Source organism: Streptomyces sp. H51 (assembly GCF_035656535.1).
Lineage (GTDB): Bacteria > Actinomycetota > Actinomycetes > Streptomycetales > Streptomycetaceae > Streptomyces.
This window is the reverse complement of record NZ_JAYMHD010000061.1, coordinates 134744-153651: the sequence shown is the minus strand read 5'-3', so window position 1 is coordinate 153651 and position 18908 is coordinate 134744. Positions and strand designations below refer to the sequence as shown.

Sequence of the window (18908 nt, the reverse complement as noted above, 5' to 3'; positions counted from 1 at the left end):
CTTCCGTGGCCGAGGTACAGGTTGAACACCGTCACCTTGCGGTGGGTCGGGGCCGGCCGACGCCCTCGGCCGGCCCCGACCGCCGCTCGAAGCGAGCCGAGCGCTGGCCGAGCGCGGGCCGAGCGCTGGCCGAGCGCGGGCCGAGCGCGGGCCGAGCGCGGGGCGTACCGCCCCCGATCACTTCGTGGCGCCCCGCGCGAACCCGTTGTAGATGTAGCGCTGGAGGAAGAGGAAGACCACGAGCGTGGGCACGATGACCAGGATCGCGCCGGCCGAGATGTCCTCCCAGTGGGCGCCGAAGGGGCCCTTGAAGCGGAACAGGGCGGTCGACATGGTGCCCAGTTCCTCGGAGGGCATGTAGAGGAACGGGATGTAGAAGTCGTTGTAGACCGTGATGCCCTTGATGATGACGACGGTGGCGATGGCCGGCTTCAGCAGCGGGAAGATGATCCGCCAGTAGATGGTGAGCGCATTCGCGCCGTCGAGCCGGGCGGCCTCGTCGAGGGAGACCGGAATGGAGCGGATGAACTGCAGGAAGATGTAGATGGACACGATGTCGGTGCCCATGTAGAGCAGGATCGGCGCCCAGCGGGTGTCGAACAGGCCGAAGCCGTTGACCACCTGGAAGGTGGCGACCTGCGTGGTCACGCCCGGGACCAGGGTGGCGACCAGGAACAGCCCCATGACCAGCTTCTTGCCGCGGAAGTGGAAGCGGTCGATGGCGTACACGGTCATCGAGCCGATGATCACCGTGCCGGTGATGGAGAACAGCAGGATGAACGCGGTGTTCCCGAAGGCCGTGAGCATCTGGCCGTCACGGAAGGCGGTGACGTAGTTGGAGAAGTTCAGCCAGTCGCCCGGGAGCTGGAACGCGCCGCCTCCGTCGGTCGCCTCCTTCGCCGTCTTCAGCGAGGTGAGGAACACGACGGCCAGCGGGATCAGGACCACCAGCGAGGCCAGCACCAGGGACAGATAAATGAGGGCCGAGCCGATGCCCCGGGGGCGACGGCCGTCCACCGCGTGGGCGGTCATACGAGGTCCACCTTTTCGTCGGGCGCGAGGCGGCGCTGGATCCAGGTGATCAGCAGGATGAACAGGAGCAGGACGACGGCGGCGGCGGAGGCCAGACCCGTCTTGTTGAACTGGAACGCGAGCTTCACCGTCTGGATGACGAACGTGGTGGTGCCGGTGGCGCCGCCGGTCATGATGTAGGGGATCTCGAAGACCGACAGGGAGCCGGACACCGCGAGGATCACGCTCAGGCTGACCACGGGCCGGATGCTCGGCAGGATCAGGTAGCGGAACTGGTGCCAGCGCGAGGCGCCGTCGAGCTCGGCCGCCTCGTACAGCTCGCCAGGAATGGACTGGATCGCCCCCAGGAAGAGCACGAAGTTCAGGCCGGTGAAGCGCCAGACGGACACGCCGGCCAGGGAGACGTTCGCGGACGTCGGTGTGCCGAGCCAGGCGTGGTCGGTGCCGACGCCGAACCAGGACAGCACCGAGTCGAGGGTGCCGCCGTCCTGGAAGAAGTACAGGAAGACGAACCCGATGGCGACGCCGTTGATGAGGTACGGGAAGAACAGGATTCCCTTGAAGAGGCTGCGCAGCCGCAGGTTGAAGCTCAGCACGGTCGCGAAGTACAGGGCGACGACGATCTGCACGGCGGACGCGGCCAGGTAGTAGAAGCTGACGAAGAACACCCGGAACAGCTCGGGGCGGGTGAACAGCTCGACGTAGTTGTCGGTCCCGGTGAGGTGGATCTCCGGGCTGACGCCGTCCCAGTCGGTGAAGCTGTAGTAGATCATGTTCGCCACGGGCACGTAGGTGAACGTGATCAGCAGAACCAGCGGGACCAGCAGGAACAGCCACGGGGTGGCCCTGCGCGGCGCTCCGCGGCGGGGACGGGAACGGGAACCGCCCGTCGCCCGGCCGGAACCCCCCGTCGCGCGGCCGGCGCCGGTGCTCTCCTTGCCCACGCGGGCGGTGGACCTGTGGGTGGTGTGGGTCATGTCGGCCTTTCGGTCGTCCGCGGACGCGGTCGGCGGGCCGGGCCCGGTGAGGGGAAGTCCGTCACCGGGCCCGTGCCCGCGGTCCGTCAGGAGCCCGCGGTCTTCTCCGCCTCGCTCCACTTCTTGTCGAGCTCGGCGAAGTAGTCCTTCAGACTGCCCTTCTGGACGCCACGCGCCATGTCGACCAGCTTCTGCCGGTAGTCGGGCTTGGCCAGGCCGATCTCGGCGGCGTTGTCGATGGCGCTGACCCGGCTGCTCTTGGCGTCGGACCGTTCCAGCATCGTGACACCGTTGTCTTCGAAGGGCTTCAGGGTGTCGGGCAGGGCGCCGGACCTGAGCGTCGGTATCGAGCCCTCGTTCTGCGCGAAGCCGGACTTGTCGGTGAACCAGTCGACCCACGCCCGCGCGGCGGCCTTGTTCTCGGAGTGGATGCTCACCGCTTCCTGGTAGTCGGAGGAGAGCATGCTGCAGAACTTGCCGTTCGTCTGCGCGGGGAACGGCATGAAGCCGATGTCGTCGGGGTTCTTCCCGGCCGTCTTCGCCGCGTTCTGCATCTGGCTGATGGCCCAGGAGCCGAGCTGCATGGTGGCGATCCGACCGCGGGCGATCATGCCCTTGGAGTTCTCCCAGTTGGTGGTCGTCGGGTCCTTCTCGACGAGCTTGTCGTGGACGACGTCGTAGAGCAGCGTGTCGATGACGTTGAGGTCGGTGCCCGCGGCCCACGGGGCGGAGGAGGTGGCCAGCTTGTCGTTGGCCTCGGCGTCGCAGGTGACCGAGCCGATGCTCGCGGCGCCCGCGGTGAGCGGCCAGAGGTCCTTGAAGTTCGTGTAGTACGGCACCGCGCCGGTCTTGGCCCTGACGGCCTCGAGGTCGGCGACGAACTGCTGCGGGCTGGTGGGCCAGTCGGTGATGCCGGCCTTCTTCCAGACGGCCTTGTTGTAGACGAAGCCGTCGGCGTTGCCCACGGTGGCGAGGCCGTAGACCTTGCCGTCGACGTTCGCCTTGTCGGTGAATCGGTACTTCCTGCTCAGTTCACCGGCGCTGCCGAGGGAGGCGAAGAAGGAGGGGTAGTCCTTCTTGGCGATCGCGTTCGGGATCATCAGCACGTCACCGTAGTTGTCGGTGTTCATACGGATCTTGACTTCACCCTCGTAGTCGGTGATGCCGTCGAACTTCACCGTCACCTTGGGATAGATCTTGTTGAACGCGGCCGCGTACTTCTTCAATGTGCCGTTCTGCACCAGGTCCGTGCGGTGTGTCAGGACCGTGATGGTGCCGGACACCTTCGCCGGGTCGGTCGCCGCGTCGGCGGACTCGCCCTTCGTCGCCGCCGCCCCGGTGCACCCGGTCGCGGTGAGCGCCGTGACGGCGATCAGTGCGGCGACGGCCAGCGTCTTCCTCCCCATGTACCCCAGCTCCCTCTGTCTTGCGGCTCAGGCCCGCCTTTGGGCTGTCGGCACTATGGCACCGACCGATTGAACCGGTAAAGCTCACCGCCTCGCCGTGATGCTCAATCGTTACGCGAGGATTTCCGGATGGGGTGGAATTCGACCACTTGGACCTGCACAAAAACGGCAGAAAACACACTGAACAGGCATGCACCGCGCGGCACTATACCGGTTTATGGACATCGCTTGCCGGTACAGCTAAGTTGGCGGGCGTCACGACCAGAACGACCTTGCATCAGGTGAGGGGAGCCGCACATGAGGGACGTCACCCTGCTCAGCGACGGGTGGGGGCTGCGCCATGAGGACGCGGTGCTGCCCGCCCGGGTACCGGGCTGCGTGCACAGCGATCTGCTGGCGGCGGGGCTCATCCCGGACCCCTTCATCGGCGCCAACGAGCACGAGGTGGCCTGGGTCGGCGACCGCGCCTGGACCTACGTCGCCCGGCTCGCGGCCGACACCGCGCACGAGCGCACCGACCTCGTCTTCGACGGTCTGGACACCGCGGCCGAGATCACCTTGGACGGGGAAACGCTCGGCCGGACCCGCAACATGCACCGCAGCCACCGGTTCGACGTCACCGGCCGTACCGGAGAGCTCCAGGTGCGTTTCGCCCCGGCCCGCGAGGAGGCGGAAGCGGTCCGGAAGACGGTCGGCGACCGGCCCAACGTCTATCCGGAACCCTCCCAGTACATCCGCAAGATGGCGTGCAGCTTCGGCTGGGACTGGGGCCCGACCGTGGTCACCGCCGGGATGTGGCGGCCCGTCCGCCTGGAGCACTGGTCGACCGCCCGCATCTCCCAGGTCCGGCCCCTGGTCACGGTCAGCGGGAACCGGGGCCGCGTCGAGATCCACCTCACCGTGGAACGCACCGCCGACGGCAGTGGCCGCCCGCTGACCGCCCGGGCGTCGGTGGCCGGGGTGGACACCGAGGTCACCTTCGCGGACGGCCGGGCCGTGCTCGAACTGGACGTGCCCGACCCGCGGCTGTGGTGGCCGCGCGGCTACGGCGCACAGCCGCTGTACGACCTGGCCCTCACCCTCGCCGACGGCGACACCGCGCTGGACACCTGGCAGCGCCGGATCGGCTTCCGCACCGTCGAGCTCGACCGCGGCGCCGACGAGCACGGCACCGGCTTCACCCTGGTCGTCAATGGCGTACGCCTCTTCGCCCGCGGCGTGAACTGGATCCCCGACGACGTCCTGCCCTCCCGCGTCACCCCGGAGCGCTATCGGCACCGCCTCAACCAGGCCGCGGCGGTGAACATCGACCTCGTCCGCATCTGGGGCGGCGGCATCTACGAGGACGACGCCTTCTACGACGTCTGCGACGAACTCGGTCTCATGGTCTGGCAGGACTTCCTGTTCGCCTGCTCCGCCTACCCCGAGGAGCAGCCGCTGCGCGGCGAGGTGGAGGCCGAGGCGCGGGAGAACGTCGTACGCCTGATGCCGCACCCGTCGCTGGTGCTGTGGAACGGCAACAACGAGAACCTGTGGGGCTTCCGGGACTGGGGCTGGGAGCCCGAACTCGCCGGTGACTCCTGGGGCGAGGGGTACTACCTCGGTCTGCTGCCGCGTGTCGTCGCCGAGTTGGACCCGACCCGGCCGTACACGGCGGGCAGCCCCTGGTCCGGTTCCTGGGACCACCACCCCAACGACCCGGCGCACGGCACCCACCACTCCTGGGAGGTGTGGAACCGTCGCGACTTCGCCGAGTACCGGGACAGCGTGCCCCGGTTCGTCGCCGAGTTCGGCTGGCAGGCGCCGCCCGCCCTGGCCACCCTGCGCCGCGCGCTGCCCGGCGAGGACCTCGCCCCCGACTCGCCCGGCATGCTGCACCACCAGAAGGCCGAGGACGGCAACGGCAAGCTCAACCGCGGCGTCGAGCGGCACTTCGTGCTGCCCGAGGGCACCGGGGACGCCTTCGACCGCTGGCACTACCTGACCCAGCTCGTCCAGGCCCGGGCCGTCGCCGCCGGCATCGAGCACTGGCGCACCCACTGGCCGCGGTGCGCGGGCACCGTCGTATGGCAGCTCAACGACTGCTGGCCGGTCAGCTCCTGGGCGGCCATCGACGGGGACGGCCGGCTCAAGCCGCTCTACCACGAGCTGCGCCGCCTGTACGCCGACCGGCTGCTCACCCTCCAGCCCTCCCCCGGGGGCGTCGTGCTCGGCCTGGTCAACCAGTCGGCCGAGCCCTGGCGGGCCGAGGTCACCCTGCGCCGGACGAACTCCGACGGGACGGTGGCGGCCCAGGTACCGCTCACCGTGGAGGTGGCGGCACGTGACGCGGTACGCGCCCCGCTGCCCGTGGACGCGCTCGGCCTCCCCGGCGACGGACAGTTCCTGGTCGCCGACGTGGACGGACTGCGCGCCGTGCACTTCCCCGTGCCGGACCGTGAATTCCCCTACCCGCGTCCGGGGTTCGACGTCCGGGTGGAACCGATCGCCGGTGATGCCGATACAGTCGATGTCGTGGTCACAGCGCACACCCTGGTACGAGACCTCTTCCTGCAGCCCGACCGCCTCGCCCCCGACGCGGTGGCCGACACCGGTCTGGTCACGCTGCTCCCCGGCGAGGAGACGAGGATCCGGGTCGGCGGCTGGCCCGGCCCCGACGCCGACCGGGCCCGCGCGGCGATCTTCTGCGTGGAACCGGCGTGAGCGCACCCACCCAGCGCGTCACCATCAAGGACGTCGCGGCCCGGGCCGGCGTGTCGAAGGGGGCGGTGTCGCTCGCCTTCAACGGCAGGCCCGGGGTCTCCGACGCCACCCGGGACCGCATCTTCCAGGCCGCCCGGGAACTGGGCTGGGCGCCCAACGCCCGCGCCCGCTCCCTGTCGACCGGCACCAAGGTGGACACCATCGGCCTGGCGATCTGCCGGCCGGCCCGGCTGCTCGGCCTGGAGCCCTTCTACATGGAGTTCATCTCCGGGGTCGAGAGCGTGCTGGCCGAGCGGTCCTGCTCGCTGCTGCTGCACCTGGTGCGGGACGTGGACGAGGAGATCGAACTCCAGCAGCGGTGGTGGCAGGGCCAGCAGACCGGTGGATCGATCCTGGTCGACTTCCGGGAGAACGACCCCCGGGTGCCCGCGCTGCGCGCCATCGGGCTGCCCGCGGTGGCGGTCGGCCACCCTTCGCTGACGGGCGGCTTCACCTCGGTGTGGACGGACGACGCCACCGCCGCGACCGAGGCCGTGCGGTACCTGGCGGCCCTCGGCCATCGCCGCATCGCCCGCGTCGGCGGTCCCACCGGGCTCGGCCACAGCGCCATCCGCGCGAGGGCCTTCTCCGAGGCCGCCCGGGAACTGGGCATCTCCGACGACCTGCAGATCGCCACCGGCTACGAGGGCGAGGAGGGCGCCCGCGCCACCCGTTCCCTGCTGCTCATGGCCGAGCGGCCGACGGCCGTCCTGTACGACAACGACATCATGGCCGTCGCCGGTGCCGCCGTCGCCGCGGAACTGGGCCTCTCGGTGCCGCGCGACCTCTCGCTGCTCGCCTGGGACGACTCCCAGCTGTGCCGGCTGACCCACCCGCCGCTGTCCGCGATGAGCCACGACGTGCACGGCTTCGGCGCGGACGTGGCGCGGACCCTGTTCGCGGTCATCGACGGCGAGGAACCCGCCTCCCACCAGGTCGCGACCCCCTCGCTCACCCCCCGCGGATCCACGGCGCCGCCGCTGAGGTGAGGCGCCGGTGCCGGTGCCGCGGCGGGCGGCATCCGATCGGGGTGCCGACGCGATCGGGGTGCCGGACGCCGGGACGCCGCTCGCCGGGGCGCCGGCCCGCCGGGCACCGGCCGTGCAGGATGGCCGGGTGTCCTCGGGGACACGCGCCCCGGACCGCGGCCGGTCCCGGGGGCCGGTCCCCGGGACCATGCCGTCAGGAGCCGTCGGCCACCGGGCCCCTGGCGTGCAGCCAGGGGCCCGGTGCTCACGCGGACTCCCCCGAACGCGCTCCCGTCTCCGTGCGGCCCGGCACAGTGCTCAGTCGATACAGAACTCGTTGCCCTCGATGTCCAGCATCGGGATGCACGACTCGTTCTCCCCGTCGGCGTACAGCGTCCGCACGTGGGTGGCGCCGAGCGCGACCAGTCGTGCGCACTCGGCTTCGAGTGCGGCGAGGCGCTCGTCCCCCACGAGCCCGGTGCCGACCCGGACGTCGAGATGCACCCGGTTCTTGACGATCTTGCCTTCGGGGACGCGCTGGAAGTACAGGCGCGGGCCCACGCCCGAGGGATCACTGCAGGCGAACCATGATCCCCGCTCCTCGGCCGGCAGGGTGCGGTTGAAGTCGTCCCAGGTGGCGAACCCCTCCGGTGGCGGCGGTACGACGTACCCCAGCACCTCGCACCAGAAGCGAGCGAGGCGCTCCGGGTCCGCGCAGTCGAAGGTGACTTGGAACTTCTTGATCGCTGCCATCGGCGCACGGTACCGCGCGCCGGGGGACCCCGCCGCCCTTTTCCACCGGCGGATCCGCCCGCCCGCACCGATCTCTCATGTGTCCCGGTCGGGGAAAGACGCTGGATCATCGGGCGCGCCCCGCCTTACGGTGGCGCCATGAGCGATCACCCGGAAGCGCCTGTCGCGCCCGTCGAGGCTTTCGAGCCCCCCTACTACGTGGCCGTCTTCACCACGGTGCGAAGCCAGGACCAGAGCGGCTACCGCGAGACCAACGCCCGCATGGAAGACCTGGTGAAGGACGTCCCCGGGTACCTGGGGATGGACCACGCGCAGACTCCCGGCGGGCTGGGCATCACCGTCGGGTACTTCCGCGACGCCGACGCCCTCACGGAGTGGCGGACCAACGCCGAGCATCTCGCGGCGCAACAGCGCGGGCGAGCCGACTGGTACCAGAGCTACACGCTGCACGTGGCGAAGGTGGAGCGCAGCCACGGCTTCACGCGAGCGTAGGCCCCGCCGAGTCCGACAGCGCGACGACCGATCGAAGTCGCCTCCCGTCCGGCACGGCATGCGGCGCTCCCGGCTCAGTCGGCGGTGCCGGGCTCCACGACCCACTCGGCTCGCAGCCCGCTCACCGAGGCGATCATGTCGAAGTCGCCGTCGTAGTGCAGGACCGTGGCCCGGTGTCGTTCGGCGGTCGCCGCGATGAGGACGTCTGCCAGCGACAGCGCCCGATGAAAGCCGGCGTTCAGCGCCAGCGTCTGGATCGCGAGTGCCCGCTCGAACTCCTCATCGTTGCAGGGCAGATAGTCGAAACCGCGGAGCAGAGTACGCAGGCGCAGCGCCTCGGGCTTTCCCCGTGCCGAGTACAGAACCTCGTACTCGGTCGGTGCGCAGACCGCTAGGAGTCCGTCGCGGTCCAGCGCATCCAGCCGCGCTCGCACCTCCGGCTTGGCCCGGCGAGCCAGCGCGGACTTGTCGATGAGGTAGCGTCCCTTCACGCCGCCGAGGCCCCTCCTTCGCGCTTCAGCGAGCCGTCCGGATTCCGCGGCCCCGTCTGCGACCGGATCTCCGCGAACACGTCCTCGAACTCACCATCGTCAATGGCATCGAACAGTTCCCGGCGCAGCCGCAGCCTCACCCCCTCCTCCATGGCCGCCCGCACCGCGGCGGCCTTCGTCTTCACCCCGTACACCCGCATCGCCTGCTCGACGATCTCCTCGTCCAGATCGATCACAGTCCTGGCCATCAGCCATCCCTCCACACAACCCAACGACACAGCAACGATATCAATTTAAACCCAGAAATGACATCACGATGTCGGGGTGACGATGCCGCGGGCGCACGGAAACGGGAGGCGGCGAAGGGTACATCCGTTACTGAGCCGTACGCCGGGTTCAATGCCGGCACGGGAAGACCAAGGATCCGACTCCGAGGAGTCGGACCCTCTGAGCTGCACATTCAGCAGCCGCGACATGCCGACAGGTCAGCCGCTACATGTTGAAGCGGCATGTCTGCGGTCTGATCCTGACCTGCGACGGAGCCCCCTCCAGAGCTCTGACCTGCGTTTTCCTGGTTGGCATGCGTTGGCTCGCGACGGCCAATTACAGGTGTCCTGCGGACTGACTGCGGACTGGCCGGGGATCCCGAGGCAGAGAAATTCATGGCACACCAACGGGACCTGCAACAAGACTGCGCAGGTGAGCGACTCCTACCCCTGCCCCTGCTGCGGGCACCGCGTGCTGGACGCGATACCCGGCTCGTACGAGATCTGCCCCGTCTGCTTCTGGGAGGACGACGGGGTCCAGTTCCGCTGGCCGACCATGGGAGGCGGCGCGAACAAGGTCTCCCTGATCGAGGCCCAGCGGAACTACCAGAACTTCGGCGCCTGCGACGAGCACGGCCAGCGGTTCGTCCGCGCGCCGGCCGAGGACGAGCCGCTCGACCCCGCCTGGCGCCCCATCGATCTGACACGGGACTCCTTCGAGGACTGGGCGGCTGAGGACCGCGCCCCGTGGCCCGCCGACCGCTCGGTGCTCTGCTGGTGGCTGCCTACTTTCTGGCGCCGGGACCGCCCATGACCACTCACATCGAGAGTCTCATACAGCAACTCGACGACTCGACCGGCCCGTCGTACGACGCCCGCGCAGAACTGATCGGCATCGGCTCCAACGCCATCCCCGCCATCATCGACGGACTGCCCTCCCTTGGCGGGTTCGGTCAGCTGACCGCCATCGAGGTCTTCGAAGAGGTGGCGGACCCACGCTGCGGCCGCACCCTGATCACCCTCCTGTGCAGCGACCACTCCACCGTCCGGGCATGGGCGGCGATGGCCCTGGCGAGCCTGAAGATCGATGGCGCGGTCGAGCCCGTGCGTCGTGCCTACCGCGCCTGCCTGGAACGGGCGACGCCACCGGACTGGAGCGAGCCGGAAGGCATCCGCTGGACCCTGACCGAACTCGGCGCCCGCACCCCCGTCGTCCCACCGCTTACTGCCCACCTACGAGCCACCGCTGCAAACAACGCTCCTGGCTGGCCCTCGGCTCGCTTCACCGAGATCATCAACGACCTAGCCGACCACGCCCAGGTGATCCTCTACTCCCAATTCTGGCGCGTGGACGCCGGCCGCACGTACGGCGTCTCCGACACTGGCCTGGACTGGGACATCGACTGGACCGCGCCCTGGGAGCACCTGGTTGAAGAGTCCCGCACGTGGTCCCTGCTGGAAGCCTCCGAAGCCCCCGTCGGCGACAACATCTTCGTCGCCCCCACCTGGATCGACCGCACCGACCTGCACCCTGAGAGGTGACCGATGCCGTTCCAGCACCCCGAGGAGATCGGCTACGGCTACGTGATCGAGCACTACGTGACGAGGAAGGACTCGGATCACCCGCGCTATCGAACGCGGCATCCCAGCTCTCCGGCCGCGCGGCGGCCACGAGCCGCGCCATCAGCAGCTTCGACGCCTGGGCGTCCCGAGACGAACTGCCAAGGTCACCTCCAGGGGAGGCGCAGGTTACCGCATAGAACAAGAACGGTGCTCCGGACCGCTTCGCAAACTGTTCGACCAGCCGTGACTTGCCCACCCGACACCGCCTGCTCAACATCACGCACCGACCGGGCCGCTCCCCCGCCGCCACCTTCTGCAGCTCGGCAGAAGAGGCAACGGGCAACCCCACCGAAGCCCGATTCTTGAGGCGCGCCTCATGTCAGACTCGTCCTCGGATGCGAAGCGAAATGCCGCGGTCACAACAGGTGTTCGTCGTCGGCCTTCGCATCGGCCAGTAGATGTCGAACGAAAGTTCCCTGCAGGAGCGCACAACTCTCACAATCACTATTCAAGAGGGAGGCTAACGATGAGCACACCTTTACGTTTCGGCCCAGAACTTCGCCGTTTACGGCAGGAAGCGGGGCTGACTCTGACCGAGTTCTCCACGGCACTCAACTACGACAAGGGGCACCTCAGCAAGGTCGAGCGCGGGGAACGTTCCGCATCCCCCGAACTGGCCCGTCGGTGCGACGCCTTCCTCGGCGCGAACGGCGAGCTGCAATGCTTGGCCGTCCGCCCCGAGAGCGACTCGGACACCACCGAAACCCCCGCCGCCACGAACCTCTGGCTCGTCGGGCGCCGGGCGGTCCTCTCGGCGGGTACGGGGGCGCTGATCGACCTCGGCCTGAAACTCGGCAGTCAGGCACCCGCTGCCGCCGCCCCCCTCCTCCCCTCCTTCCGCGCGCAGTTCGACCAACTACGAAAGCTCGGCCAGTCCACCGCGCCGAAGGCCCTGCTTCCCCTGCTGGAGACACAGACGCGCACGGTCGCCGGGCTGGCCGCCGGCGCCCCGTCCGCCACTCGTGCCCCCGGGTTCCTGCTCGCGTCGCGGTTCGCGGAATTCACCGGCTGGATGGCCCAGGAGGCCGGGGACGGCGGCGCGGCTCTCGGCTGGACCGGTGAGGCCGCCGAACTGGCGCACGCCGGGGGCGATCCCTACCTCGGTTCGTACGCGCTCGTGCGACGCGCCCTTGTCACGCTCTACGACGGGGACGCCGGAGGCACCATCGCCCTGGCCCGGCGGGCTCAGAGCAGCGAACTCCCGCCGCGCATCCGGGGACTCGCCGCCCAGCGGGAGGCGCAGGGACACGCACTCATCGGCGACGAACACGACTGCCTCCGCAGTCTCGACAGGGCGCGGGAACTGCTCGATAGCGACGACGCCCGCAGCGGCGCCGAGCCTCTGATCGGCACCACCCACGTGAGCGATCCGGCGGCGATGACGACCGGCTGGTGCCTGTACGACCTCGGTCGCCCCAAGGCCGCCGCCGAGATCCTCGACCGGGAGTGCCGTCGCCTCCCAGCGCACGCGCTGCGCACCCGCGCCCGGTACGGCTTCCGCAGGGCTTTGGCCCACGCCGCCTCCGGAGAGGCCGAGCACGCGTGCGCGATCGCCGGGGAGTTCCTGAGGATGATGCCGACTGTGCCCTCGGCGACGGTGAACAGCGACGTCCGGCGTCTCGCGCGGGAACTCTCCCGGTTCCGGAGCAACCGGGCCGTACACGATCTGCAACCGGCGCTGGCACGGGTACTCGCCCCCGCGCACGACTGATACCGCTTCCACGACCGACGCCGGCTCGTCGAGCCGTCCGGCTCGCCGGACTGTCCGGTCGGCCCTCCGGATCCCACGATCCCGACGGGACCCTCTGATCCCCGCCCGACGTGTCACGCCGTGCCCCGCCTTCCTCGGGCTACCCCCGACCAGGGAAGCGCCGGGCGGCGCACCTCCATCCGTACGCCCTTCCGTGGACGCGCCGTGCTGTCACGCGGTCGGGGGGCCTCATGCCCCGGGTGGACCAGAGCCCCGGAGCCCTGTCTACAGCCCTCGCGCCCATACCCATGTGCCTCCGTCCTCCTCTCACGAAGGGAGCCTTCATGCCCGACGTCTTCGTCAACTACCGCACAGGTGACGTGGAAAACGCCGCGACCATGATTGCTCGAGAGCTCTCCCGCCGGTTCTGCGACGAGCGGATCTTCTTCGCCAGCAACTCGATCGAGGCCGGGCGCCGTTTCCCGGTGGAACTGATCAGGGCTATGGAGGAGTGCCAGGCACTTCTCGCCGTGATCGGCCCGCGTTGGGCGGAGGTGCAGGGGGCCGACGGCCGCCCCGCCCTCGAAGCCGAACAGGACTGGACCCGTCGTGAGATCCAGACCGCGCTCGACCGCGGGATCCTGGTGATCCCCGTGCTCGTCGGAAAGGCCACGCGGATCGACCCCTCCGTCCTCCCGGAAGACCTGCGGGAACTGGCAGACTGCCAGTACAGACGGTTCGACCACCGCAACGCCGAGTCGGACCTGACGTCGCTCGGCGACACCCTCGCCCGGCTGCTGCCGGAGCTGGGCGAGGCGGACCGCGACGCCCGTGCGGCGCGGGAGCGGGCGGGGGCGAATTCCCGCAAGAAGTCGGACCGGGCCGCTGGACATACCAAGTCGCGGACGCGCGACGTCGAGCAGCGCGTGCGCGGCGGCATCGGAAACCTCAACGGGGACCTGGGCACCTTCGTCAACGAGCCGCAGGGTCCCGTGAATACTGGTCGAGGCCACCAGTACAACGCCCCTCACTTCCAAGGCGACAACACCGGAGTCCAGTTCACGGCGGGCGACAACAGCAGTACGGTCCACCAGCGCTTCGAGCGTAAGAGCCGACGCTCGGACGACGGACGATGACCGGACAGGACCGCGTCACCGTCAACGATCCGCGCGCCCCGGTGAACAACGGCGAGGGGCACCAGTACGTCTTTTACGGCGTCGGCGGGGACTGGATGATCCGAAGAGGGGTTGAGTCCCTCCGGATCGCCCGCGAGGACCGGATGCGCCTGGCTGACCGGTTCGTTCCGCCGCGGAGCTACCGCGTCGCCGCCGACCGCCTGGAGAAGCCCGGATCGGTGGTGCTGCTGGAGGCTCCGCCCGGCAGCGGCCGCCGCGCCGCGGCGATCATGCTGCTGCATGGGGTCGGTGAGGACGGGGGCGCCGACGAGGAGGGAGTCCGGTTCGAGGAGTTTCCCGTCACGGGCAAGGACGAGAACCCCCTCGCTCCCGGTGAAGGAGACCGTTTCCTCCTCGACCTGTCCGGGATCGTCGACGAGGAGGCGTACACCAAGGCCCAGCACCACCTGGCCGTGCGCCGGTCACAGGTTCAGGATGCGGGGGCCCACATGGTCGTCGTCCTGCCGTCGGGCATGGAGCACGCCCATGCGCCGGGCCTGGAACCGCACACGGTGACGCTGGGGCGCCCCCGGGGTGTCGCCGTCGTCACTCGGTACCTCCGCATGGACCGGATGGCCTTCCGCCCCGCAGACCTGGAGAGCGCCGGACTTCAGCGCCTGTGCGACCGCTCTCCCATGCGGGAACTGGCGCGGTTCGCGGGGCTGGTGAGGGCAGCTCGCGACAGCGACCGGTTCGGCGCCGACTTCGCGGGATGGCTCGACCAGGCGATGCACGCGGTGACCGACCGCGCCGGTGAGGTGGGCCGACAGGTGGCCTCGGTCCGTACTGCGCCCGAGCGGGCCCTGCTGCTCGCGACGGCAATGTTCGAGGAGGCCGGCGCCGACATCGTCTACGAGGCGTGGCATGACCTGATGAGGACGGTGAGGCACGAGGAGGAGGCGACGACCGAGCTCGCGCGGACGGATTTCGGGGAGCGGTTGGCGGGGCTCGGAATCGAGCGGGACCCGGACGGACGGCTCCGCTTCGAACGGCTGGCCTACGCCGACGCGGTACGGACGTATTTCTGGGCGAACTTCCCCGGAGTACGCAACGATCTCAGGGACTGGATAGGCCACGCCGCCGGGCTGCGCGGTCTGACCACCGACGACCGGGTGAACGTCGTTGTCCGCTTCGGTGAGCGGTCTCTGGCCGTCGGGCGACCCGACCACCTCTTCGACCTTGCGGTCCGCTGGGCGGACAGCGCGACCGGGGCGTCCTGCGATCCGCGAGCCGTGGCGGCCCTCGAACTCGGCCTCAGCCACGAGAGGTTGGGAGGATGGTTCCGCAAGCGGATCTACAGGTGCGTGAGTTCCGGCTCCTTGCCGGACGGTCTCGCCCGCGTCCTGACCGTCGCCTGCCTGCAGAGCCTCGGCGCGACGCACTCGGACCAGGCGATGGTACGGCTTCACTACCTCGCCGTACGGAAGGGGGAGGCGGCACACGAGGCCCGGGAGGCACTTCTCGGCCTCGTGGGCCGCGACCGCCGGCTCTACCGACTGCTGATCGACCGTCTGCGGGACCGGACGCATCGGGAGCCGCGCAAGGCGGAGCCTCATCTGCGCCTGCTCACGGAGCTGCTGAGGAGCGACCGGGCACCGGACCCGCCACCGTGGCCGGACCTGTTTCTGGGCTGGGAGACCGTGTTCTCCCAGCCGCCGACGAACCTTTGGAACCTGTTGGTGAGCAGCTGGCTGAGCGCCGCAGCGAGCGACAGTGCACGGGAAATGGCGCTGGGCGTGATGGTCGGGGCAACGCACGGCCGCACGGCCGCTCTCCAGCGCCTCTACGTCATTGCCTGCAGTTGGGTGGGGTCCGCGCGTCATCCGTCCCGGGCGGGCGTCGCCGCCCTCTTCTGGCAGCACATCGACCACGCGCAATACGCCCGCACGGAGAACACGGAGCGTGCGGGCGCCGGACCACGGACCACGGAAGAGGCACGATGAGACACCGCTTTCCCAGCCTGCTGTTCGTCGCTCTCTGCGGCCTCACACCGGCTGTGCTCGGAAACCTCCTGCACTGGTCGCCATGGCTGTGGGGCTTCATGTCCATGGTCACGGCCTCGGGATCCCTGCTGCTCGTGATGACGGTCCTCAGCGGTGGCCACGCGTCGGCCGGCCCGTACGAGCCCGGGGAACCCGTGCCGCCCGCGGCGCCGACGGAGCAGCCGTACCAGGAGACGCGGGTGATCGACGCGGCACTGCCGAGCGGGGCAGACGGCTACGACTTCCTCTTCTCCGCCACCGTGTGGTGGAGACCAGTCCCCGACCACGCCGGCCGGTCCGACGGCGCCTCACCGGCCCTCGCCGTGTCCTCTGTCGTCAGCCGGGCCCTGGAGGTCGTCCGCCACGAGAAGCCCGGCCGGGCGAGCTTCGCGCGGTACCTCCTGGAGGGAGAGCTGAGCGCCCCGCTCCCCGACCGGAGCGGACGGGTGAAGGCTCTCGCGGCCGAGGTGACGCTGACCCTCGCCCCCGCCGACCGCGAGCGCCTGCGGAAGCTGAGCGCCCTTCGCAAGGACGAGGAGGTCTGGGAGTACGAGCGTCAGCACGAGCGCAACAAGCGGCGCTACCTCGGTGATGACGTGCTCAAGAGCGCGGGCAGCGCGGTGGTGTGGTGGCTCGCCCGCCACGAGAATGAGATCGAGAAGGCAGTCGGCATGATCGGACCGCTCGCTCAGATCGCGGCGGCGGCCAATGACGAGGAGGTGCCCGAGCTCTTCCGTCACCTGCTCGTATCGCACGTGGGCGCGCGGAGCGAGGCGACCGTCGGGGGCCAAGTGTGGGACGGACACGGCCATGAAGGAGAGGTGTTCGACCCTGAGGAGGAAGTAGGCGTCTCGGATCGGCTGCGCCTGTTGCTGGCGGCGGCGGGCCTGAAGCCGGACATGGACGGTCACACGGTGCTTGTGCACCGTGTGGTGCGGAGCCTGGAAGAGGAAGGGCTGGGCGAGGCCGCCGAGGAGATCAGGCGGACCTTTCTCCCGGCGCCCGACGAGGACGACGACGAGGGCCGGGAGACGGGCCTTCGAGTGAAGGGGACCACACGGGACCCTGGTCGCTACCCTTCCCGGACCCCGGGAGTTCACCGTTCACTAACGCGGCCGCGGACCCGGATGCCGACTCGGGCGAACGGAACCAAGGTCGGCGGGAGGCGAATGAGAACGACACGACACCTCCGCACTTCCGCGACACCTCGCACAGCCAGCACCGGCCCGCCGCACCTCGTGCAGGGGACGAGGACGGCGAGTACGGGGGCTGATCCGGTAGACGGTTGACTCTCCGTGGCTTCCCTTCACCGCACACCGCGGCAGGGGAGCCCTTTCTCTGTTCCTGGATTAACTGTAGGCGAGCGCAGGAACCGACCAGGGGCCCGACCTGGAAAGGTCGGGCCCCTCATGGCCCGTATGTTTACCAGGTCATCGGAGCACCCGCTACACGCTGAAGCGGAATATCTGCGAGCCGAACCTGACCTGCGGCGGAGCCTCGCGCAGGGCCCTGACCTGGGATGCCTCGTTGGCATGTGTTGGCTCCCGACGGCCGTTTACGGGTGTCCTGCGGACTGGCCGGGGTGCCGAGGCAGCGAAATACATGGCACACCGGGCGGGACCTGCAAGGAGCTGCGCAGGTGAGCGACTCCCACCCCTGCCCATGCGATAGGTGCTCTGGGCGGTGCCGGGAATCGCCTGACAGTTGAGGGGCAGATCCGGTATGTCTATGCGAGTGGACAACTCCGCAGAGACCCCCGAAGTCAACGACCGGACTCCTGCCGGGCCTAGCTAGGCCGACGAAGGGGCGTAGCCACTCCCCCGCGCGCTGACCGAAGTCAGCACGCTGCGGACTCTGTGCGGACCGCAAAGGCCGCCCACCCCGCTCCGCCGCAGGTCAGGCGGCCTTTCGCCGAACGTATTACACGTTGAACCTGAACTCCACCACGTCGCCGTCCTGCATCACGTAGTCCTTGCCCTCCATGCGCGCCTTGCCCTTGGCGCGGGCCTCGGCGACCGAGCCGGTTTCCACCAGGTCGGCGAAGGAGATGACCTCCGCCTTGATGAAGCCCTTCTGGAAGTCGGTGTGGATGACGCCGGCGGCCTCGGGGGCGGTGGCGCCCTTCTTGATGGTCCAGGCGCGGGTTTCCTTCGGGCCGGCCGTCAGGTAGGTCTGCAGGCCGAGGGTGTCGAAGCCGACGCGGGCGAGGGTGGCGAGGCCGGGCTCGTCCTGGCCGACGGACTGCAGGAGCTCCAGGGCCTCGTCCTCGTCCAGCTCGGCGAGGTCGGCCTCCAGCTTGGCGTTGAGGAAGATCGCCTCGGCGGGGGCGACCAGGGTGCGCTGCTCGTTCTTGAAGTCCTCGTCGATCAGCTCGTCCTCGTCGACGTTGAAGACGTACAGGAACGGCTTGGTCGTCAGCAGGTGCAGGTCGTGCAGGAGCTCGTTGCGCTCGGTGCCCTGGACGATGCCGTGCGCGAAGAGGGTGTCGCCCCGCTCCAGGATCTCCTTGGCCTCCTCGACGGCCTTGACCTTCGCGGCGACGTCCTTCTTGATCCGCGACTCCTTCTGCAGACGCGGCAGGACCTTCTCGATCGTCTGCAGGTCGGCGAGGATCAGCTCGGTGTTGATCGTCTCGATGTCGTCCTTGGGCGAGACCTTGCCGTCGACGTGGACGACGTTCTCGTCCTTGAAGGCGCGGATGACCTGGCAGATCGCGTCCGACTCGCGGATGTTCGCGAGGAACTTGTTGCCGAGGCCCTCGCCCTCCGAGGCGCCGCGCACGATGCCCGCGATGTCCACGAAGTCGACCGTCGCCGGGAGGATGCGCTGCGAGCCGAAGATTTCGGCCAACTTGGCCAGCCGCGCGTCGGGCACGCCGACCACGCCCACGTTGGGCTCGATCGTGGCGAACGGGTAGTTGGCCGCGAGCACGTCGTTCTTGGTCAGGGCGTTGAACAGGGTCGACTTACCGACATTCGGCAGACCGACGATTCCGATCGTGAGCGACACGTTGCGACTTCCCGTACGTGAGAGGGGGCTGGGCTGCGGGCCCGGTCCTTCTTCGGTGCGCGGGCGGGCCGATCCCCCAGTCTACGGCGTGCCGGGGGCGGCCCCGGTTCCGCGCCGGTGCCTGGCCGAGCTGCGTCCGTCGGCGTGTCTGAGGGGCTATTCGACACATAAACCGACCTAAGTTGGTCCAGTGGAGCATCACAGGACGCGACCCCCGCACAACGGACCGCGACGCGGCACCCCGCCGCTGCCCTCACAGGCGGCACGCGGCGGGGGCGGTGGTGCGCGGCCCGGACAGCGCC

16 protein-coding genes and 1 pseudogene are annotated in these 18908 nt (G+C 69.4%); 9 read left to right on the top strand and 8 right to left on the bottom strand.

From position 1 onward, the window contains the following. Positions 1-177: 177 nt before the first annotated feature. The 3 genes from VKA29_RS21165 to VKA29_RS21155 form a co-directional block, all read right to left on the bottom strand. The gene (locus VKA29_RS21165; RefSeq protein ID WP_324787455.1) at positions 178-1032 is read right to left on the bottom strand and encodes a carbohydrate ABC transporter permease; all 855 of its coding nucleotides are present in this window, start codon (positions 1030-1032) and stop codon (positions 178-180) included. After that, positions 1029-2009 (bottom strand): sugar ABC transporter permease, encoded by a 981-nt coding sequence (locus VKA29_RS21160; protein WP_324787454.1) that lies wholly within the window; start codon positions 2007-2009, stop codon positions 1029-1031. Before VKA29_RS21160 ends, VKA29_RS21165 begins: the two co-directional genes overlap by 4 nt. A gap of 86 nt (positions 2010-2095) precedes the next feature. Further along, on the bottom strand, positions 2096-3415 hold the full coding sequence (locus tag VKA29_RS21155; protein ID WP_324787453.1) for an ABC transporter substrate-binding protein: 1320 nt from the start codon (positions 3413-3415) through the stop codon (positions 2096-2098). A gap of 297 nt (positions 3416-3712) precedes the next feature. Between VKA29_RS21155 and VKA29_RS21150 the strand changes: the two genes are divergently transcribed. Both VKA29_RS21150 and VKA29_RS21145 read left to right on the top strand, forming a co-directional pair. Then, on the top strand, positions 3713-6118 hold the full coding sequence (locus VKA29_RS21150; protein WP_324787452.1) for a glycoside hydrolase family 2 protein: 2406 nt from the start codon (positions 3713-3715) through the stop codon (positions 6116-6118). Next, entirely contained in the window at positions 6115-7146 is a 1032-nt protein-coding gene (locus tag VKA29_RS21145; protein ID WP_324787451.1) for a LacI family DNA-binding transcriptional regulator, read from the top strand. Before VKA29_RS21150 ends, VKA29_RS21145 begins: the two co-directional genes overlap by 4 nt. Before the next feature lie 297 nt (positions 7147-7443). Here VKA29_RS21145 and VKA29_RS21140 read toward each other — a convergent pair whose 3' ends face one another. Next, positions 7444-7878, bottom strand: a complete 435-nt coding sequence (locus VKA29_RS21140) for a VOC family protein (protein WP_324787450.1) — start codon at positions 7876-7878, stop codon at positions 7444-7446. A gap of 138 nt (positions 7879-8016) precedes the next feature. On the opposite strand from VKA29_RS21140, the gene VKA29_RS21135 reads away from it, so the two are divergent. Further along, positions 8017-8370, top strand: a complete 354-nt coding sequence (locus VKA29_RS21135; RefSeq protein ID WP_324787449.1) for an antibiotic biosynthesis monooxygenase — start codon at positions 8017-8019, stop codon at positions 8368-8370. A 74-nt stretch (positions 8371-8444) separates the two neighbouring features. Here VKA29_RS21135 and VKA29_RS21130 read toward each other — a convergent pair whose 3' ends face one another. Together VKA29_RS21130 and VKA29_RS21125 are read right to left on the bottom strand one after the other, a co-directional pair. Then, on the bottom strand, positions 8445-8861 hold the full coding sequence (locus tag VKA29_RS21130; RefSeq protein WP_324787448.1) for a PIN domain nuclease: 417 nt from the start codon (positions 8859-8861) through the stop codon (positions 8445-8447). After that, positions 8858-9109, bottom strand: coding sequence for a type II toxin-antitoxin system VapB family antitoxin (locus tag VKA29_RS21125; RefSeq protein WP_019889147.1), 252 nt, complete (start codon positions 9107-9109; stop codon positions 8858-8860). The genes VKA29_RS21130 and VKA29_RS21125 overlap by 4 nt, the downstream gene beginning before the upstream one ends. A 451-nt stretch (positions 9110-9560) precedes the next feature. On the opposite strand from VKA29_RS21125, the gene VKA29_RS21120 reads away from it, so the two are divergent. Together VKA29_RS21120 and VKA29_RS21115 are read left to right on the top strand one after the other, a co-directional pair. Continuing rightward, complete coding sequence (locus VKA29_RS21120) at positions 9561-9941, top strand: CPCC family cysteine-rich protein (RefSeq protein ID WP_324787447.1); 381 nt, start codon at positions 9561-9563, stop codon at positions 9939-9941. Then, entirely contained in the window at positions 9938-10669 is a 732-nt protein-coding gene (locus VKA29_RS21115; protein WP_324787446.1) for a HEAT repeat domain-containing protein, read from the top strand. Before VKA29_RS21120 ends, VKA29_RS21115 begins: the two co-directional genes overlap by 4 nt. A 52-nt stretch (positions 10670-10721) precedes the next feature. Here the strand turns inward: VKA29_RS21115 and VKA29_RS21110 are convergent. After that, positions 10722-10967 (bottom strand): annotated as a pseudogene (locus VKA29_RS21110) (ATP-binding protein); the annotation flags it as partial. A 249-nt stretch (positions 10968-11216) separates the two neighbouring features. Between VKA29_RS21110 and VKA29_RS21105 the strand changes: the two are divergent. The 4 genes from VKA29_RS21105 (at position 11217) to VKA29_RS21090 (ending at position 16886) form a co-directional block, all read left to right on the top strand. Next, on the top strand, positions 11217-12461 hold the full coding sequence (locus VKA29_RS21105; RefSeq protein ID WP_324787445.1) for a helix-turn-helix transcriptional regulator: 1245 nt from the start codon (positions 11217-11219) through the stop codon (positions 12459-12461). A 323-nt stretch (positions 12462-12784) separates the two neighbouring features. Beyond that, a complete protein-coding gene (locus VKA29_RS21100) occupies positions 12785-13576 on the top strand; it encodes a toll/interleukin-1 receptor domain-containing protein (RefSeq protein ID WP_324787444.1) in 792 nt (263 codons plus the stop codon). Next, entirely contained in the window at positions 13573-15558 is a 1986-nt protein-coding gene (locus VKA29_RS21095) for a hypothetical protein (RefSeq protein ID WP_324787443.1), read from the top strand. Before VKA29_RS21100 ends, VKA29_RS21095 begins: the two co-directional genes overlap by 4 nt. A 239-nt stretch (positions 15559-15797) precedes the next feature. Further along, positions 15798-16886 (top strand): hypothetical protein, encoded by a 1089-nt coding sequence (locus VKA29_RS21090; protein ID WP_324787442.1) that lies wholly within the window; start codon positions 15798-15800, stop codon positions 16884-16886. Positions 16887-17517: 631 nt separating this feature from the next. Here VKA29_RS21090 and ychF read toward each other — a convergent pair. Then, positions 17518-18606, bottom strand: a complete 1089-nt coding sequence (gene ychF, locus VKA29_RS21085; protein WP_324787441.1) for a redox-regulated ATPase YchF — start codon at positions 18604-18606, stop codon at positions 17518-17520. Positions 18607-18908 lie beyond the last annotated feature (302 nt).